We start from the raw sequence: 18,918 nt of genomic DNA, 5'->3' as shown, positions 1-18,918 counted from the left end.
GGAATACACCAAATAATTGAAAAAATGGTATGGTATATAGGGTGAAGTCGTATCATTCACGAATACGAAGATGAAAAGGATGGGACCCATGAAAGAAATGAACCAAATCGAAGCGGTACTTGACGTCTTATCACAAAAAATCAATCACGGGTCGACCTTCATTCAGCGACGATACGATACTGGAGTCGCTCAATTCAATTTGAATGACCCGGTGACGGAACAGGCGATTCAGTCATTTGAACAGCAGTTCAACTTAACGTTACCAAGTGAATACAAGACATTCCTTCGTTTACATGACGGAGCGGAATTGTTTATGATTCAAGGTCTCGGCATCGAACTCTATCCACTTGAGAAAGTCATTGAAATGACAATCCAAGCTAAAGAGTACGACCTGATCCATGAAGACTATGATCATTTCTTGATGATTGGCGAAATGAACGAAGGATATGTCTTGATTCAAACGGAAGATGCGAAGACAGATGAGACACCCTATATGCACTGGATGTTTCATGAGTTGTCGACAGAGGAGACTGATCCGATTGGACAGAACTTCGGCACGTTCCTTGAATATGCGATCATTTCGCAAGGCGATATGTTCTGGGAGTTCAAGGACTTCTCGATTGCAACAAATACTTATTATGTAGAGAATCACAATTCTGAAGAGGAAGTGAACAAACCACGACCGATTCGCTTCGTCGACTCGGTTCGCGTTGAAATCGAGTATCCGATTGCGAAGAGGGATGCGTATTTCTCGGTTAAGATTTTCGAAGGGAAACAAGAACAAGAACGTCTTGGCAGTAGCTACGACTCGGATTCGCGCTTTGAACAAGTGATGCAATCGATTCGAGAATATCTAATGGCAGAGCGATTCCAGTATTCGTCGATCATGATCTTTCAAACGGAACATCGGTTTTGGCAGAATGAGGACGAGACAGGTGATCCGTTGATTCGTAACCATAATCCGCAACGTCAAGGACTGAGCTTCGATGGATATCGTGCTTTCGTCGAGGAGCCACCTCGCCCACTCCCAGGGTGGGAATGATTCAGAAATTTCTTCACACAGAACGGAGTTTTACAGATGAAAAAATGGTTGTTATTCCCCATGATACTTTGTTTGAGCGGTTGTATGATTCAACCGCAAAGTGGGAGTGAGACGAATGAGACATCCTTCAAAGGGACTACGAAAGAGGGACTCGTCTTTGAATACAAATTGACGAACACAGGAGACCATGCATTTGATGTCGTAGCTCGCTCTGGGCATTTGTTGAATGTCATCGTTCGTGAGAGCAAATCAAGGACAGTCGTCTTCGATTCAAGAAAGCAACAGAGTAAAACAAGCCAACAAAAGAAACGCGTCAAAGCATCGGAAACCGTCGTTCTCAAACAAACGGTACAAGGCGGGACAATCGAACCGGGTACATACGATATCGAATATCTCGTTGAGGAGAAAGAACAGTACAGCGACAGTTCTAGTTCAGTAGAGGATATGGAAGAGAAATTAAAATGATTTACGCCTCTGGTGAATGACTTCTTTAATAAATATCTTAGAACCTCATACAGGTTTCAGTACGAATGATGTTATGAGTAACATGAGACGTACAAAAGTGGTCCATGTGAAGCTGGTTTTTATCCGTTAGGCATCTAACGGGTGAAAATCAGCTTTTTATTCACTAATGATACTATGCGACGCTACTCTATCAACTGACGATCGATCAATCCTACGGACCACGCATCCCGTTACTCGTCGCGACGATTGGTCGGGAGCGAATGTCTGCGTTACTGGACTTTGCGGATGAGGAAATTACGACAAGCAGGAAATCAAGAGACCGAGCCTGAAAAAGAAGGACAAAACCTTATTTTTATATATCGAAATTTAATTTCAAAATTAAATAAATAATATTGAATTAAAATTTCTTAATTGTATAATAAAGGGAGGGAAGAGAAAGGGTGAAGCAGATGTTAGATCAATTAGCAACGGAACGTCGGAATGAACAGACGATGCAACTCGATGAGATGACAGTCGAGGATGTCTTACGGGTGATGAACGCTGAGGATCAAACGGTCGCGACGGTCATTCGGGAACAAATTCCCGTCATCGCGGAAGTCGTCAAGCATGTCATTGCGTCATTCAAAAACGGAGGACGCTTGATTTACATCGGTGCTGGTACGAGCGGACGACTCGGGATTCTCGATGCGGCAGAATGTGTGCCGACGTTCGGGGTCTCACCAGACATGGTCGTCGGTTTGATTGCTGGCGGCGAACGCGCGTTGATCAAAGCGGTCGAGGGAGCAGAGGATAGTCGAACGCTTGCCGTCGACGATTTAAAAGGGCTCCAGCTAGAAGCTCGTGATACGGTCATCGGGATCGCAGCAAGCGGTCGTACGCCGTATGTCATCGGCGGGCTTGATTACGCGAAGGAAGTCGGAGCGGTGACGGCAGCGATTTCTTGCAACACGGATGCGGTCATAAGTCGGCACGCGCGTTATGCGATCGAAGTCGAAACAGGTCCGGAAGTCTTGACGGGGTCAACAAGACTAAAGGCTGGAACGGCACAAAAGCTCGTCTTGAACATGGTTTCGACGGCGGCGATGATCGGTGTCGGCAAGGTCTATCAAAACCTGATGGTCGACGTCCAGTCAACGAACGAAAAATTGGAGATTCGGGCGAAGCGGATGATTTGTGAGGCAACAGGAGTCGATGCCGTAACGGCGGAGCGTGTCTTTAGTGAAGCGCACGGGCACGTCAAGACGGCGATCGTCATGATTCTCGCGAATGTTCCGCATGCGGAAGCCGTCGAACGATTACAGCAAGCGAACGGATTCGTCCGAGACGCACTCTAAGGGGGAAACAGGATGAAGAAGGAAGAAGTGCTGGCACACGCGATTCTCGAGCACGTCGGTGGAAAAGATAATCTCCGGCAGCTTGCGCACTGTATGACGCGGGTTCGTTTATCGCTAAAGGATCCGACGCAAGCCAATATCGATGCGTTAAAGAAGATTGATGGGGTCATGGGGGTCATCGATGACGAGACGTTGCAAATCGTCGTCGGTCCGGGAACGGTCAATCGGGTAGCAGACCACTTAAGTCGCGAAACAGGACTCGCAATCGGGGAAGAGTCCGTTGATCCGAACTTGACGCCAGAAGAACGAGCTGCCGTCGAACGGCAAAAAGTAAAAGCAAAACAACAGTCACCGTTCAAACGCTTCTTGCGCCGAATTGGGAACATCTTCATTCCGCTCATTCCGGGTCTTGTTGCTTCCGGTATCATCAACGGTGGTGCGAACTTCGCAAAAAATGCGGGTGTCGATGCAACACAGACATGGATGCAGATTTTACTCTTGATCGGTGGGACGGTCTTTGCATATCTCGCAATCCTTGTCGGTTGGAATACGGCGAAGGAGTTCGGCGGAACACCGGTGCTCGGGGCGATTGCCGGTGGGATTCTATTCAACCCTGTGCTTGCGGACATCACGATTTACGGGGAACCGCTCGTTCCAGGCAGAGGCGGCTTGTTTGGTGTCATCTTCGCTGCGTGGTTGATGACGTATCTTGAGAAACACATCCGTCGCTTCATGTTCGCATCGATCGATATCATCTTTACGCCACTGTTTACGGTGCTGATTGTCGGATTTGCCTCGCTCTATGCGATCATGCCGGTTGCTGGACTGCTGTCAGACGGTATCATGAAAGCAATCAATGCCGTGCTTGAGGTCGGTGGACCACTCGCCGGAGCCGTGCTGGCTGGCTTCTTCCTACCACTCGTCATGGTTGGTCTTCATCATGGATTGACACCAATCCATCTCGAGTTCTTGAACACGATTGGCAACACACCACTCTTACCGATTCTTGCAATGGCAGGAGCGGGTCAAGTCGGGGCGGCAATGGCGATTTTCGTCAAGACGCGCAATCCGCGCCTGCGTAACATCATTAAAGGTGCGATTCCGGTCGGTTTCCTTGGAATCGGTGAACCGCTGTTATACGGTGTTACGTTGCCGCTCGGCCGTCCGTTCGTAACGGCATGTCTCGGCGCAGCAGTCGGTGGTGCCTTCCAAGCAACGATGAAGACGACGGCGCTTGGAGTCGGCGTATCCGGTTTGTCATTAACACCGTTGATCGACAACGGAATGTATTTGACGTACATCGGTGGTCTCGTCATCTCGTACGCGGCAGGATTCCTGTTCACGTATTGGTTCGGTTTCAAAGAAGAGATGGCAGACGGTATTTAAGGTGTTGACCAGCAGTTGAATCCTTCTCAAAAGAAGGAATCAGCTGCTTTTTCTCTAAGTAGAGAAGAGAAGGAGTGAGTCGATGAAAGGATTATCAATCTATTTAAGTGAACCGATCACAGACGAGACGAGCGAGTGGCTACAGCGGATGCGCGCTGTTGGCTTTACGTCGCTCTTTACATCGCTACATATTCCCGAGGACGATTCTTCACTGTACGTCGAACGCTTGCAAGCGCTCGGTCGTTTAGCATGTGAGCTCGGATTCGAACTCGTGGCGGACATCGCACCAGCGTCGCTCGCGACGCTCGGCAAGACATGGGAAACGGCAGCGACGTTAACGGACTGGGGTGTGACAGGACTGCGTCTTGATTACGGCATCAGCCCGCAGCAAATCGCGACGTTATCGAAACAGATGATGGTCGCACTGAACGCCAGTACGTTAACAGCAGACGAATTGACGGAGATGAAGGCACAGGGTCTGCGAATCGATCACACGGAAGCGTGGCATAATTTTTATCCGCGACCGGAAACAGGACTCGACCGGACGTGGTTTGACGAAAAGAATGCTTGGTTGCAGACGCAAGGATTACGGGTTCAAGCGTTCATACCGGGTGACGGGACACTCCGTGGACCGTTATTTGAGACGTTACCGACACTTGAAGAACACCGGCATGCGGCACCGTTTGCCAGTTACATCGATTTAAAAGCGACCGTTGACCGAATTCTTGTTGGGGATCCACGATTGACGGAGGAGACGATTCGACAATTCGAAGCAGAGCAAGACGGCATCATCATCCTCCGAGCCGTGGCGAACGGACGACAGGTACAACGAGATACGGAAACGAATCGGTTTGATCCGGCGCGGGATGTCATTCGGTCCGTCGAGTCGCGCATGAGTCCTTCGACGATCGATTTGACCCCGCAAAACCCGTCTGCCCGTCCGCTTGGAACGATCACGATCGATAATGAAAAATACGTACGATACGCGGGCGAGGTTCAAATCACGAAACGTAATTTGTCGGCAGATGAGCGAGTCAACGTCATCGGACGCGTGATTGAGGCTGATCAACCATTGATCGCACGGCTTGGTCCAGGAAGTAAGTTCCGGATCGAATGGGTGACGCCATGAAGCAGCTCGTTGCGGAACGACTCGCCTATCTGTACCGGGGAGAATTGTTCACGGTCGTCACGATTTTACCGCTGAGTTGGTTTGGGAATCGTGTCTTTCCACGACTGCAGTTATTTGAACTCAGTGCCTTTTGGATGTCATTGTTTTTGTTTGAGCTCTTGTTGATTCAAGGAGCTTGGTATTGGTACAGCAAGTCAAGGCGTCTGAAGAAGGAAGGAACGTCAGTCACCCCGGTATCTGTCGTCCGACGATTACATCACTGTCGTGTCATCAATCTGGCTTTGATCGTCCTGACAGCGTTTGCGTTCGGAATCGATTGGATGCGTTTCCGATCTGAGCTTCCCGTCTCCGGAACACAACTTGCCTTGTTATTATATGTATTCGCAATTCTTGAATATATCAATTATTTCCATATCCAACTTATGTACGATAACCGGTCAGATGTGCAATACTTAATACGGAACAGACGTTTGAAACGATCAGCATTGAATAAGGATATGCAACGACTTCGTCAAGTAGTCTAAGGGTTCATAGAAAATAGGAGGGATTGTATGCTCGATATGCTCATTCGTGGCTATCGAAAGTTACGGAAGTTAAGAGGACGTTAAGAGGGAGGATATTATCAATGAAGTGGATCAATCGACCGACACGTATCGAACAGGAAACACCATTACGCTTCATGACGGATCCGGATACGGATTTTTGGCGCAATACCCATTATCAGTTCAACCGTCTGACGGGGCATGCATTGTTGCAGGATGCACCGGAAGGGGAGTTCAAGTGCCGGATCGAAGTAAAGTTAAACCCGAATGCGACATATGATCAAACGGGGATTTTGCTTTATGTGAACGACGATCACTGGGTGAAGGTCTCGGCTGAGTTCATTCCGGATGGTCCATCGCATCTTGGTGCCGTCGTGACGAGCTTCGGGTACTCGGACTGGTCGTGCCGGGATGTCGACAATACGTTTTTTGATGCACCGCTTGTCTTTGAACTCCACTATCTCAATCAAGATGTCACGTTGTATCACGTGACAGGAGAGCACAAAGAGCAACTCCGGATCGCACACTTACATGACGTGACCGATTTGAAGATTGGACCGTATGCGTGTAGCCCGGATGTAGAAGCGGCAGGGTGTGGAGTCGAAGTGTTGCATTTCGCTTTAGAAAATGTTCCGAGATAAACTGATACAAAAAAGTGGACCGACGATTAGCGTCAGTCCACTTTTGTATAAGAGCAATTTCACTGATTAATAGACGTTGCAGCCATGAGGTCAAAGAAGTATTTCGCTTCATTCGTCTTATGAAGACCGTACCATGCTTCTAACGTTTCTGGTGTAAATACATCGAGTGCTCGAATCATCTCATGGGCAAACTCTAATGCAGCCATTCCTGATGCGGTGATTAACGAATCATCACGGACGACTGGAGTATATTGATAAAAAGATGTACCTGAATAATTCGAGCAAACGGATTGTAAGTAAGATAAATCGTTACTTGTATGAAAACGCTGATCTAAGAATCCGCTCTTTGCTAATCCCTCTGTCGCCCCACAAATAGCAGCGATGAGCGTTCCATTACTCAGCGCGTCACCTAATTTACTCAGTAGGGGATCATGAAGAGTCTCTTGCCACGTCTGTCCACCGGGAAGGATCAAAGCATCTTTTAAAGTAAGCTCTAATTGAGAAACTGCGATATCTGGTAAAATACGCAGTCCTCCCATTGTCGTGATAGGGTGTAGCGTTGGTCCTACCGTAACGACATTTAATTGTGGAGCATCTGTTTTGAAATATCTTCGTGAATGTAACTCTGGCATCACGTAACCATATTCCCAGTCTGAAATTGAATCGAATACATATAAATAGACAATTTGAGTCAACATAACCGCTTCCTTTACTATATGAGATACATTTAGTATAGAAAAGCTACCTTGACAACTACTGTCAGTGAAAATAAATCATTGATGTGAAGCGATTAATTCGTTTAACCGATCAATGATTTTGCTTTTGATTTCAACTGGAGAAACGACTCGTATCGATGTTCCGTATGCAATAAGAAGACTCGGAACTTGTTCGTTTAAAACGCTCGTCTCAATCTTAAAGACGGCTCGATTACGATCTTGTTCAACCAAACAATACTTAAAGTACCAGTGTTGGCAAATTGAATCGATGGTAGAAGTGTCACCAGTAAGAATTAATTCATCCTGTTGTTCTTTCTGCTTTGGTAGCAAAGAGTTCATAAAAGAAGACTGAACATCGAAGTCATCTGGAAAATCGAATTGTTTCAACAACAATTCAAAGCTTTTAATGCGATTGATTTTAAAATGACGAGTTGCGCCCCTTAACTGACAAAAAGCAGTGACATACCAAGCGTGTTTCCAATAAGTCAATTTAAGAGGATTGATGTGACGTGATTGAATATCTTCATTATTAGCGCGACAGTATTGAATATGTATGGTTGTTCGGCTGCGAATGGCTTGATCGATTTCCCGTAGTAAGGTTTCGGCTTCCAACGACCTTACGGGTTGATAGGAAATCACATCCAAGATCGGCACACTTGTCGATGGATCTAAAGCATGCTGTTTTATTTTTGATACCGCGCGATTTAAGGCTGCATTACCATAGTAACCGGCTTCTTCTGCAAAAAGAGCAGCATGATATAAAGACTGCTGCTCTTCCGCATCGAAGAATAAAGGTGCTTCTATGAATTGAGGTAATAAGCTGTATCCGCCATGATGACCTGCTTCGGCAACGATAGGGACACCACTTGCCGAGAGAGTATCAATATAACGATATACAGTTCGGATATTCATCTCAAGTTGTTTTGAGATATACTGGGCTGTTACTTTTTTACCAGATTGAAGCATCCAAAGAATTGCTAATAGGTGATCACTTTTCGCCAAAAGAGGTCCTCCAATCAATGAGTCATTAAAACTTAGCTGCTTTTTCTGGCATTGGTCCCGTATACGACGATTGTGGTCTGAAAATTCGGTTGTCTTGCGATTGTTCGAGGATGTGTGCTGTCCAGCCAATGATACGGCTAGATGTGAACGTCGGTGTGAACAGTTCTTTCGGAATGTCGAGTCCTTTTAAGACGGCTGCCGCGAAGAATTCAACGTTCGTATACAGTTTTCTACCCGGTTTGTATTCTTCGAGCAAATCAATCGCCGTTTGCTCCATTTGTGTAATCAGGTTGAACCAATCGCTCTCTTGCGCGAGATCTTTTGAAACGACTTTTAAGGCTTCTGAACGCGGATCGCGAGTTTTATAGACACGATGACCAAAGCCCATCAGTTTTTCGCCTTTTTCTAATTTGTTCCGGATCCAAGGTTCGATGTTATCGATCGTTCCGATTTCATCAATCATCTCAATGACTTCTGACGGGGCGCCACCATGAAGCGGTCCTTTCATGGATCCGATCGCAGCACAGACGCCAGAGATCATTTCCGATTCCGTCGAGACGACGACACGGGAAGCAAACGTCGAAGCATTCATACCGTGTTCAATCGTTAAGATCAGATACGCCGTCAATGCTTTGATCTCGACGTCACTCGGTAATTGTCCTTTAATCATATAGATGTAATTCGCGACATGATCGAGTTCCGGATTCGGTTCGATGAAGTCAGCGCCTTGATTTTTTTGATATTTATAGGCGATGATTGTTGGTAAGAGTGCTGTTACGTGCATCGCTTGATCAATTGTCGGTGGCCAAGCGAAAGCGGGTGTACCAAGTGCCGAGATTGCTGTTCGCATCGTACTCATGACATCCATCTCGTTCGGCAATGTATCGAGAATCGTCTTAACGTAAGAAGGAAGTTCACGGTAGCTCGTCATCTGTTCCTTGAATGTGACCAGTTCCGCTTCAGTCGGGAATTCACCATTCCAGATGAAATACGCCACTTCTTCGAATGAATAGGATAATGCAAGTTCTTTTGCCCAGTGTCCGCGATAGATAAGGTGACCTAACGTTCCATCGACTAAACCGATTTGTGTTTCAGCGGCAATGACGCCTTCGAGTCCTTTTTTGTATTCCATCTTCAACACTCCTTTTCTAATACCTACTGTCAGTATGACTTACAACGATACCAAATCACCAGTTATTTGAATGCGTTTCCAAAATTATTCTGTGAAGCGCTATAATTAGAGGGCATTCTGTTTCATGAAACAAATCAAATATATAGCAGCCATGAAGGAGTACATATGAATAAAGCAATGATCATTCGCTTATTGGGATTTTTCTTTGTATTACATGTCTTTTTAATGATCGATATTTTCTTTTCAGTGAGCCGAACGATTCTTGAGCCACTGGCATTAGTCGTTGCTTCATTGACCATGTTCATTCCTGTGAAACGGCTCAAGCCACTAGAAGAACAAACGCTGTCGGTTTTCAAATCGAGTATCGCTGTCCTAGTAGGAATGCTCTTGATGGGCGGATTATTCTTACCCATCGTATTCCTCTTTGGATGAGTAACTATTGATAGAGATTTAACTATTGATCCGAAAATTTCACCAGGCGTTATTTAGGAATACGACGTGGAATAGACGTATTTTTGGCTTAGATGCCTGATTTGTTCGACTATGTGAGATTCTAAAGGACTGGTGGAGTCAATGGTGTGATCTGCGTAAAAACGGAGTGATTTATGGCTTCCGATCATGACCGCATACTGTGCTCCTTTGAATAGCTCGATATCATTCGCGTCATTCCCAAAAGCAATGTATCCCTCGCTCTCGATCCCGAGTGATTGTAAAGCAGTCCGTTTATTGATGGTGGTCGGACTAATGTCCAATACTTGTTCCGATCCATGATAATGAACAACGACATCCATTCGAAGCAGCTCGTTTTCTAAGGATTTCAGATTGTTGGCACTCAAAATGAGGATTTTTATGATTCGATCATGGTGAGCTAGCGGAACATTTTGTGCCGTCTTACCCGGATCTAGATTGTTCAGAATAGGATGGTCTTGCGGTCCGTTATATGTATAATCCCAATCACTATCGATTAAATATGTGGCTTTATGCTTGTCGAGTAATTCTGTGATAAAAGAAAGCTCACGATCGTCGAACGATTTTGATTGAACGATTGTTTGTTCCGATGCGACCAACGATCCGTTTCCGCCGATTAAGATATGATCATGGAATGAAGGATGAATGACAGGTAGCATGTCACGGATAGGACGTGCTGAAGCAAAAATCACACGGTGCCCGTCGTTCTCGACTGCATGAAGCGCCTGTACGATGTCTTGAGACATCGGTTTTCCTTTAAAACAAATTGTTCCATCGAGATCAAATACAAAATTCATAAGCAACCCTCCAAAAGTCAGTTGATGCACTTATCATAACAAATATTTACAGATAACATACCGATTCTTTATTTTGAGAAAACAAAAAGACTCCAGTCAATGCTGAAGTCTAATCATTGGTACCTTATGCTAAAAACGTATCTAATTGGTCCTGACGTTTATCAATCATGATTTGCGCCGTCGGAATGTTAGCAGCCTGCAACACGTCAATCGTGTCTCGGAGAAATTCATCACTACCAACGATGTAGAACAACCCTTCCTTGTCCGCTGTCATCGCTTTGACAGCATCGTAGTAAGCGGAGCGACTCTCGACATAAGCGGGGCTAAACTGCTCGTGCGAAGGAAGCTGAGTTTTGAATAGTTCAGTGCGCGCCGAGTCGACATTCAACGAGTGCATGTGCGGAATGCCACTTCTGTCAGCCTGATGTTGCAAGATGATCGGACGAAACGTTGCCAGACCAACGCCTGCTGACAGTAAGTACACCGTACGATTTTCCCGGCATAGCGGAATGTTCGAATGCGTCTTAAACAAAGCAATCTTCTCACCTAGTTTCAGCTGTCGAAGTGTCTCCTTAAAGACGGAACATTCCGGTTTAATCCGTGTCGTGATGCCGATCGTTCCTTCATGAGGGAGCGTCGAGATCGACATATGCCGAATCAGACTGCGGTTCGGCTTATCGCCTGCATTAAACCCTTCTAGCGCCATATGCGTATGGGCGCCTTCCTCCCAAACGAAACCATCTGGGCGTTGCAAATGAAACGTGTAAGTGTGTTCGCCTTCTTGCGTTACCTGTTTTAGTGGTAGCCAATCGATCTGCATCATTCATTCCTCATTTCTATATAAGTATCAATAGACAGCAATCGGACCGTATGGACCTTCGATGATCTCAAGATGAGTCTCAAAGATCTCGGATAATAGCGCTTCATCCATGACTTCGGCAACCGTTCCGAAGGCGGCGATTTGTCCATCCTTCATCGCACAAATGTGGTCTGCGTATTTCGCAGCAAAATTGATGTCGTGCAAGACGGTGATGATCGTCCGTCCGAACGTATCAGCGACGTGTCGTAGATAACCCATCATCTGGACCGAGCGGGCGATATCAAGGTTATTGAGAGGTTCGTCGAGTAGAATGTATTCCGTTTCCTGACAGAGCACCATCGCAACATACGCCCGTTGCCGCTGTCCGCCCGATAATTCGTCGAGGTAGCGGTTCTCAAGCGACGTCAACTCGAGAAAATCGATGTATTTCGAGATGATCGTCTCATCGTCAGCCGTCAAGCGACCTTGTGAGTAGGGGAAACGTCCGAAGCCGACGAGCTGCCGGACCGTCAGCCGGGTCACGAAATGATTTTCCTGCCGCAGGATGGTGATGATCTTTGCTAAGTCTTTCGATTTGCTACTTGTCACATCCATGCCAGCGACTTCAATCTGCCCGGCATCGAGATCAAGCAAACGACCGATCATCATCAACGTCGTCGACTTACCAGCACCATTTGGACCGATCAGCGCCGTAAATCCACCTTTTGGGATCGTTAAGTCGATTGGACCAATTCGGACCTCATCTGTATACGATTTTTTAACTTGTTCGAGTGATATCATAGGGACCTCTTTCTAAGCAACACGACAAGGAAAATCAGACCGCCGAACAGTTCGATGATGACGGAGACGACGCTTGGCGTGTTGAAAATGTGATACATGAAGAAATAGGCAGTCGTCAAAACGAAGAAACCAATTGCGAATGCCATCGGGAAGACGTATTTGTGATCATACGTCGCAGCGACCTGATAACTGAGTGTCGCAACTAAAAAGCCGAAGAACGTCAACGGTCCGATCAATGCCGTCGACATCGACATCAGGAGTGAAATCAGAATCAAGAAGTAGATGACACTGCCACGATGATTGACGCCGAACGATGTCGCGACCTCTTTTCCAAGCGCGACGACGTTGAGTCGTCTTGACGAGAAGTAGAGCAACAGACCGACGATAAGGACGACCGGAATGACGATCGGGAAGTAAGATGCGTCGGCATTCGTGACCGAACCGAATAATCGTGCTTGTAAGATATCGAACTCGGACGGTGCGAGCATCTTTCGCATGAATGACGACAGCGAGTTGAGACCCGTGCCGAGAATGATTCCGACGAGCAACATCAGCTGCAGGTTCGCGTATTTTCCGGACAACAACCATCCGTATAATAAGAGACTCATCGCAAGCATGATCGCGACCTGTGTCAAAAAAGCGCTCGTGCCGGTAAAGCCGACGAGTGCTCCCGCACCGAAGAAAAAGATCATCGATGTCTGGATCGTCGAGTAGAGGGCATCAAAACCAAGCAGGGATGGTGTGATGATCCGGTTGCTCGTGACCGAATGAAAGGCGACGGTCGCGAGACTTTGGCAAATTGCCGCGATCGCCATCGTGATGACGGCGGTGATCCGGCGTTCGACGACCGGCCAAAAGGACGGAGAATCAAACGGAACCGGATTGTTGTAGAGCAAGAGACCGATCGTACTGAGCACTCCGCCGCTGAGCAACAGAATGAGGAGAATCCAGTAGCGGCGCTCGAGTCGTTTCGACTGAAACGCAGACGCTCGGCGATTGGTTTCACGTGTAACGCTCGGTTGAATTCGTGTATGTTCTTTTTGTCTAATCGCGGTACTCATCTGACACCTCCAGTCTTCCGTCGACGTAACAGAATGATGATGAAGACGGCTGCCCCGACCGTTCCGAGAATCAAGGAGACCGGAAGTTCAAACGGACGGATGATCGTGCGTGAAATCAGATCACTGATGAGAATCGTTGCCATGCCGATCAGGCAGACCCACGGCAAATTACTACGGAGATCGTCACCGCGAAACATCGAGACGATGTTCGGAACGATCAAGCCGAGGAAGGGCAGATTGCCAATGACGGTCGCGACGACACCGACTGATAGGGCGATCAGCCCAGTCGCAATCAGCATCAGTCGATTGTAGTTGACGCCAAGGCTCGTCGCGATGTCTTCGCCGAGTCCAACGAGCGTCAAGCGACTCGCGAGAAAGAAGATGCAGACTGTGACACCGATGATGATCCAGAGGTATTCGTAGCGACCGATTTGGACGGACGCGAACGAACCGACGAACCAGCCTTCGATCGCTTGGCTGGCACGGAAAAATAGTCCGAGAAACGTCGATATCGCGGAGATGACGGCTCCGAGCATCAGACCGATGATTGGGACGATCAACGATGAACGCAGTCGGACCGAACGGAGAAACCAGAAGAAGACCATCGTCCCGATGAACGCAAACACGATGGCTCCGCTCATCCGCATCAACAAGGACGGTGCCGGAACGAGTAAGTAAACGGCTAACAGTCCGAGTCCCGCCCATTCGATCGTTCCCGTCGTCGTCGGTTCAACGAGGCGGTTTTGCGTAATCAGTTGCATGACGAGTCCTGCCATTGCCATCGCAGCACCCGTCAGCATCAAGGCAAGTGTCCGCGGAACACGTGTGATCCAGAACATATCGAAATCGTTCGCTGCACTCCGTAGTTCGTAGACGCCCGTGAAGAGGGAAGCCGCTGCGAGCGCTAAGACGAGACATAAGGTCAAGACGAACGGCTTCGTCCAAACGACAGAAAAGGAAGGTCGAGCGGGTGGCTCAACTCTTCCATTCATTTGTTGCTGTGCGTGTGCCATTACTTCTCGAGCGCTTTCGCGATGTCAGTGAAGAATTCCGAGTACGTCTGGATCGATTCATTCAAATACGTGTCTTTCGGTGCGTAGACGATGTTGTCGTCTTTGATTGCTTTTGTTTTCTGCAGGGCAGGTGCACGGTCGATGACATCTTGCGCCGGTACGGCACCTTCTGCGTTTCCAAGTGGTGCGTCACGATCAAGGACGAGTAACCAGTCCGGGTTACTTTGAGCGATTGCTTCGACCGAGACTTCATCCCCTTGGTCGTTGCCCGATTTTTGTTTGACTTCGAGGGCTGGTTTCCAGTCGAACAAATCATACATCGGTCCGAAGACACGTCCACTCATCGGAGCAGAGAAACCGATATCACCGCCTGAGACGATGACCGACATGATGCTGTCCTGTCCGTTATATGATTTTTTAACGTCTTTGATCGATTGCTCAAGCGATGTCACGAGCTGATCCGCTTCTTGTTTTTTATCAAAGATTTGTCCGAGTGTCTCAGTCGTATCTTCAAGTCCTTTGACGAGTAACTCACCTGGTGTACCGGAGTCTTCCGGTAAAGTGATGTCAAGGTCGATGACAGCAGCGTTCGGAACGAGTTTTTTGATGTCTTCATAATGATCAGCGAAACGTTGTCCGACGATGACAACATCCGGATTAACACCAGCGATTGCTTCGAGATTCGGTTCGAAGTGCATGCCGACATCGACGATATCCTTATCTTTCGCATACGGTGACTCAGCCGGGAGCAGTCCGACTGGTGCTGCTGCGAGTTCGACGTCCCATGCGGCAAGCGTCTCGAATGTCCGGTTGTCGAGTGCGACGACTTTTTTCGGATCAACCGGGACGTTGACTGTTCCGTGTGCATCCTTGATTTTGACCGTCTTTGGTGCTTCTGCGTCTTTCTTTGTGTCTGCTTCTCCTGCGTTCCCGCATGCCGCCAGTAAGACAGCAAGCGAACTCACGACGAGTGGTGTTTTCCATTTCCCCATGATGATTCAGCTCCTCTTGTTTAATTTGATAACGCATGAATCACGGATTAAGTAGCAGATGGATTATGTAGTTCTATCTGAGTCATCTGTTCTCAATAAGTGATAATGATTATCATTGTCAAGTTCACCGAGAATGATAGCAGACGATTTTAGAAGATGCAACGATCATTTCCAGCCAAATGGCTGTCCGAATTTTTACCTTCTATAAACTATACGAAAATAAAAAAATGATAATCTTTCTCATTCAGGACTAGAAATAGGACAATCGAACGCTTTTTACAAAAACAGGTTTAAACGATAGTCAAAAGAGAAAGTGGTAATAAATGTAACCTTTTCGTTTTTCAAATCAGAGACGCTACAGAAGATGACTTCGAAATGAGGTGCTGTATGAATCAACCATTTGAAGACTTGAAGATGTATCAAAATTTTGATGAATTGGCAGATGATGTTCTCGATTTCGCAAAAGAGATTCTACCGGACCAGATGCTGTATTTATCAGCGATCGAAGCAGGACAACAACGGATGTTGAAGATCACGAACGATAAAGCAGATATCCCGATGGTGGAAGGCATGCAGATTGAACTGAACCAATCGTTATGTAAGCTGATTAATTTCGAGACGAGACAGCCGGTCGTGCTCGAAGATATTCCGAACGCGGAACAACTCGGCGACTGGCGAAAGGGTTTGGAGGAGGCTCACGTCCGGTCTTACTTGGGTATTCCAATCGTCTTGACGAGCGGGGAGACGTTCGGCACATTATGTGCGATCAATAATCGGGTCAGCTTGTATGAACAGAAGAATGTTCAGCTATTGCAACGAATCGTTCGACTCTTCTTGTACTACTTGGAGCTTGAGCGTCATGCTTGGAAGGATGCGTTGACAGGACTGCACAATCGGCGGTACTTAACGAAGCAGTTCGAGGAGCATCCCGGGCAGACAGGAGCTGTCTTCTTCCTTGATCTCGATGGCTTTAAGCAGGTCAACGATGTCTATGGACACGAGACGGGGGACATCGTCCTGCAAGAAGTCGCACAACGCTTACGACAGTTCGTCCGCCAACAAGACGACGCGATAGCCGTACGCTTAGGCGGTGATGAATTCATTCTTCATTTCGGTCATTCGGATTCAAGGGCAGGGTGGGAACGACTCGCAAAGCGGATCGTCACTGCGTTAAGTGAGTGGGAAACGGACTACCGGGTGTCGACGAGTATCGGGATCGTGTTGTATGACACTGCGTTTCGTCCAGAGTTGCAAGCCTTATTACAACAGGCGGATGTTGCGCTATATGCCGCTAAGTCGTCTGGGAAGAATACGTATCAGTTTTATGAGTTAGTAAAAGAGTGAAGACTATCAATCTGAAGAATATTTATTCGGTATAGAACAGGTTGTTTGGCTTATTATGGTAAAATACAAATAAAAATTAAATCGCTTGTAAAACACTCATGTGACGAATGAGTGTTTTTTTTGTTCTCAAGAATTAGAGACAGTTTTTTGTTAATAGCAAGAACAAACATCAATCGTAAACGCTTACAAAAAGATGGTGTTTTCGTTTTATACTGAATGCGTAGGAGGCCTCCACTTATGTTATTGAACGAAAAAAGTAAACGAATCCTTCATGTGATGCTTCATGAAGAAATCGTACAAATTCCATTTTTATTAACAATCTTACCGTATTCTAAACGAACTTTAGAGTATGAAATCGAACGTATTCAAGAATGGCTTGGATATCATCAATTACCGTTGATTGATGTGAATGGACCGATTTTGACGATTCCATCTGATAAGGGGATTGGAGAGAAATTAGAGAAAGCTGAATTAATCTTTTCGGAAGAAGAACGTGAGTTGTTGATCACATTCTATACGATGGTGGAAAAAGATTTTGTATCTTCCGTTCATTATCAGCAGTTGTTAAATGTATCGAAGTTTACAGTGCAAGAAAGTTTAAACGCTGTGAAAAAAGACGCGGTTCAATTTGGGATTACACTCAATTATTCTCGAAAAGATGGATATCACTTCTATGGGCATCTACAAACGATTTATTTGTATATGTACCGAGCGATTGAGCGATTAATTCGACTTTCTACGAAAAACGATTTGATGTTTATGATCATTGATGATTGGTCAGAGCGTTTAATTAAAGCGAAACAACACATTGAATCATATGAAGCAGAACAACAATTCCAATTTGTAGAAGAGCATCGAGAGAAACTATCTTATTTTTTGATGTTAGGTCGATCAATAGCTATCAAGGAAGTTGTACCCAGTGAAGAACCGCTGTTCGTGAAGAACATTGATTCAACTCTCATTTCTTATTTCGAAGAACGGACATTATTTGTTGATACGTTAGATCTCCTTATCCAAAGTGGTCCGAAGGTGGAAGAGGAAATTCAAAAAGATCTTCATGCTCGTCTTTTCAAAATCATGCATGAGGTGATTACTCATTTTGAGACGATTTCTTGCACTTTCATTATCGAAAAAGAGGCTCTTTGTGAAAAGTTAGTACTTCACTCGAAAGCTACGATGCAGCGCCTCTATTCAGGTTTGGAATCATCATCGGAATTAAAGCGGTATGTCATGGAAGAACACCAAGTATTACATGTTCTTGTATCGAAAGCGTTAGAACCATTCCGCAAGTTGATGAATCAAGACATACCAGATGTCGAAATCATGTATTATACGCTTCACTTTGCCACACATCTAAATCAGCAAGGAGAGCAATTGGATAAAAAGTTAAAAGCAATTGTTGTCTGTCCAAGTGGGATTAGTGTATCGCATATGCTTGATTACATTCTAAAAAATCAATTTCCTGAGATTGTATTTTTACCACCGGTGTCACAACGTGAAGTGGGTCAATTCGTGGAAATTATCGATGTGATTTTTACGACAGTTCCGTTAGAAGAGAGTATTCATTTGCAGGCAGATGTCATGCTTGTACCTACCTTGCCGACACGTTTTGAGCAAATTACATTAAGACGGTCGGTGGAGCAGCGTTTTCTAAAACGAAACCAATCAGATGAAATTCAATTGGAGGATTTGATTGCTGTCATCAAACAACATGCAACAATCCAAAGTGAATCAGCGTTACGACAGGAATTAAATCAGCTGTTATATCCAAGACAACCAAAACTGCTACAAGGAGGGCAACCGGTGCTAAATGATTTAATCACAACAAACCAAATACAGATACACCAACGGGTGGAATCATGGATGGATGCCATTCGAGTGGCAGCAAGTCCTTTACTACTTGAAAAGAAAATTCAACCAGCGTATATCGAAACGATGATTCAAAACGTTGAGTCTCATGGTCCATATATTGTCTTAATGCCAGATGTGGCGATTCCACACGCACGACCGGAAGACGGTGTACTTCAACTAGGAATGAGTATTTTGAAGTTAGAAGAACCTGTTTTATTTCCTCAAGATAAAGAAGTACGTCTGTTTTTTGTTCTTGCAGCCATTGATCAAACAACGCATCTAAAAGCGCTAAGCCAACTGACGAATCTTTTAGGAAATCAAGCAGATGTCACACGTTTACTAGAAGCAAACTCTGTAACAGATATCGAAACAATCATTGAACCATATTCTGAGGAGGACTAAA

19 protein-coding genes are annotated in these 18,918 nt (G+C 46.0%); 10 read left to right on the top strand and 9 right to left on the bottom strand.

The features are described from left to right. The first annotated feature begins 88 nt into the window (after positions 1-88). The 7 genes from KNQ06_RS08295 to KNQ06_RS08265 all read left to right on the top strand — a co-directional run bounded on the left by KNQ06_RS08295 (position 89) and on the right by KNQ06_RS08265 (position 6,539). Positions 89-1,042, top strand: a complete 954-nt coding sequence (locus tag KNQ06_RS08295) for an SMI1/KNR4 family protein (RefSeq protein ID WP_251133498.1) — start codon at positions 89-91, stop codon at positions 1,040-1,042. Positions 1,043-1,126: 84 nt separating this feature from the next. Beyond that, the gene (locus tag KNQ06_RS08290; RefSeq protein ID WP_214729715.1) at positions 1,127-1,507 is read left to right on the top strand and encodes a BsuPI-related putative proteinase inhibitor; all 381 of its coding nucleotides are present in this window, start codon (positions 1,127-1,129) and stop codon (positions 1,505-1,507) included. A gap of 449 nt (positions 1,508-1,956) precedes the next feature. Then, positions 1,957-2,841 carry an N-acetylmuramic acid 6-phosphate etherase gene (gene murQ / locus KNQ06_RS08285; RefSeq protein ID WP_214804629.1) on the top strand — a complete coding sequence of 295 codons (885 nt, stop codon included), beginning with the start codon at positions 1,957-1,959 and terminating at the stop codon, positions 2,839-2,841. A 12-nt stretch (positions 2,842-2,853) separates the two neighbouring features. Continuing rightward, positions 2,854-4,227: a PTS transporter subunit EIIC gene (locus KNQ06_RS08280; protein WP_214804631.1), complete on the top strand. Its 1,374-nt coding sequence runs from the start codon at positions 2,854-2,856 to the stop codon at positions 4,225-4,227. Positions 4,228-4,309: 82 nt separating this feature from the next. Then, positions 4,310-5,356, top strand: a complete 1,047-nt coding sequence (locus KNQ06_RS08275) for a DUF871 domain-containing protein (protein ID WP_215147928.1) — start codon at positions 4,310-4,312, stop codon at positions 5,354-5,356. After that, positions 5,353-5,880 carry a general stress protein gene (locus KNQ06_RS08270; RefSeq protein ID WP_215147927.1) on the top strand — a complete coding sequence of 176 codons (528 nt, stop codon included), beginning with the start codon at positions 5,353-5,355 and terminating at the stop codon, positions 5,878-5,880. Before KNQ06_RS08275 ends, KNQ06_RS08270 begins: the two co-directional genes overlap by 4 nt. A gap of 101 nt (positions 5,881-5,981) precedes the next feature. Next, positions 5,982-6,539, top strand: a complete 558-nt coding sequence (locus KNQ06_RS08265) for a DUF1349 domain-containing protein (protein WP_215147925.1) — start codon at positions 5,982-5,984, stop codon at positions 6,537-6,539. A 59-nt stretch (positions 6,540-6,598) separates the two neighbouring features. On the opposite strand, the gene KNQ06_RS08260 is transcribed toward KNQ06_RS08265, so the two are convergent. From KNQ06_RS08260 to KNQ06_RS08250, 3 genes are all read right to left on the bottom strand, one after another. Then, positions 6,599-7,237, bottom strand: a complete 639-nt coding sequence (locus tag KNQ06_RS08260) for a type 1 glutamine amidotransferase family protein (RefSeq protein WP_133208156.1) — start codon at positions 7,235-7,237, stop codon at positions 6,599-6,601. Between the two features lie 75 nt (positions 7,238-7,312). Beyond that, positions 7,313-8,257 carry a helix-turn-helix transcriptional regulator gene (locus KNQ06_RS08255; protein ID WP_215147923.1) on the bottom strand — a complete coding sequence of 315 codons (945 nt, stop codon included), beginning with the start codon at positions 8,255-8,257 and terminating at the stop codon, positions 7,313-7,315. Between the two features lie 25 nt (positions 8,258-8,282). Continuing rightward, a complete protein-coding gene (locus KNQ06_RS08250; RefSeq protein ID WP_215147921.1) occupies positions 8,283-9,389 on the bottom strand; it encodes a citrate synthase/methylcitrate synthase in 1,107 nt (368 codons plus the stop codon). A 165-nt stretch (positions 9,390-9,554) separates the two neighbouring features. Here KNQ06_RS08250 and KNQ06_RS08245 point away from each other — a divergent pair, with 165 nt between their 5' ends. Then, positions 9,555-9,821 (top strand): hypothetical protein, encoded by a 267-nt coding sequence (locus KNQ06_RS08245; RefSeq protein ID WP_215147919.1) that lies wholly within the window; start codon positions 9,555-9,557, stop codon positions 9,819-9,821. Between the two features lie 53 nt (positions 9,822-9,874). Here the strand turns inward: KNQ06_RS08245 and KNQ06_RS08240 are convergent, their stop codons facing one another. From KNQ06_RS08240 to KNQ06_RS08215, 6 genes are all read right to left on the bottom strand, one after another. Further along, positions 9,875-10,654, bottom strand: coding sequence for an HAD-IIB family hydrolase (locus KNQ06_RS08240; RefSeq protein ID WP_215147917.1), 780 nt, complete (start codon positions 10,652-10,654; stop codon positions 9,875-9,877). Positions 10,655-10,778: 124 nt separating this feature from the next. Then, positions 10,779-11,474: an FAD-dependent oxidoreductase gene (locus KNQ06_RS08235; RefSeq protein WP_215147915.1), complete on the bottom strand. Its 696-nt coding sequence runs from the start codon at positions 11,472-11,474 to the stop codon at positions 10,779-10,781. A 27-nt stretch (positions 11,475-11,501) separates the two neighbouring features. After that, positions 11,502-12,254 (bottom strand): iron ABC transporter ATP-binding protein, encoded by a 753-nt coding sequence (locus KNQ06_RS08230; RefSeq protein WP_215147913.1) that lies wholly within the window; start codon positions 12,252-12,254, stop codon positions 11,502-11,504. Next, positions 12,251-13,315, bottom strand: a complete 1,065-nt coding sequence (locus KNQ06_RS08225; RefSeq protein ID WP_215147911.1) for an iron chelate uptake ABC transporter family permease subunit — start codon at positions 13,313-13,315, stop codon at positions 12,251-12,253. Before KNQ06_RS08225 ends, KNQ06_RS08230 begins: the two co-directional genes overlap by 4 nt. Beyond that, positions 13,312-14,307, bottom strand: coding sequence for an ABC transporter permease (locus KNQ06_RS08220; protein ID WP_215148286.1), 996 nt, complete (start codon positions 14,305-14,307; stop codon positions 13,312-13,314). The genes KNQ06_RS08225 and KNQ06_RS08220 overlap by 4 nt, the downstream gene beginning before the upstream one ends. 20 nt (positions 14,308-14,327) lie before the next feature. Continuing rightward, the gene (locus KNQ06_RS08215) at positions 14,328-15,320 is read right to left on the bottom strand and encodes a siderophore ABC transporter substrate-binding protein (protein WP_149427162.1); all 993 of its coding nucleotides are present in this window, start codon (positions 15,318-15,320) and stop codon (positions 14,328-14,330) included. Between the two features lie 387 nt (positions 15,321-15,707). Here KNQ06_RS08215 and KNQ06_RS08210 point away from each other — a divergent pair, with 387 nt between their 5' ends. After that, entirely contained in the window at positions 15,708-16,664 is a 957-nt protein-coding gene (locus KNQ06_RS08210; protein ID WP_215147909.1) for a sensor domain-containing diguanylate cyclase, read from the top strand. Between the two features lie 237 nt (positions 16,665-16,901). After that, on the top strand, positions 16,902-18,917 hold the full coding sequence (locus tag KNQ06_RS08205; protein WP_215147907.1) for a BglG family transcription antiterminator: 2,016 nt from the start codon (positions 16,902-16,904) through the stop codon (positions 18,915-18,917). Position 18,918 lies beyond the last annotated feature (1 nt).

Source organism: Exiguobacterium sp. s91, from assembly GCF_018618915.1.
Classification (GTDB): Bacteria; Bacillota; Bacilli; order Exiguobacteriales; family Exiguobacteriaceae; genus Exiguobacterium_A; species Exiguobacterium_A abrahamii.
This window is presented reverse-complemented; position numbering and strand designations above follow the sequence as displayed.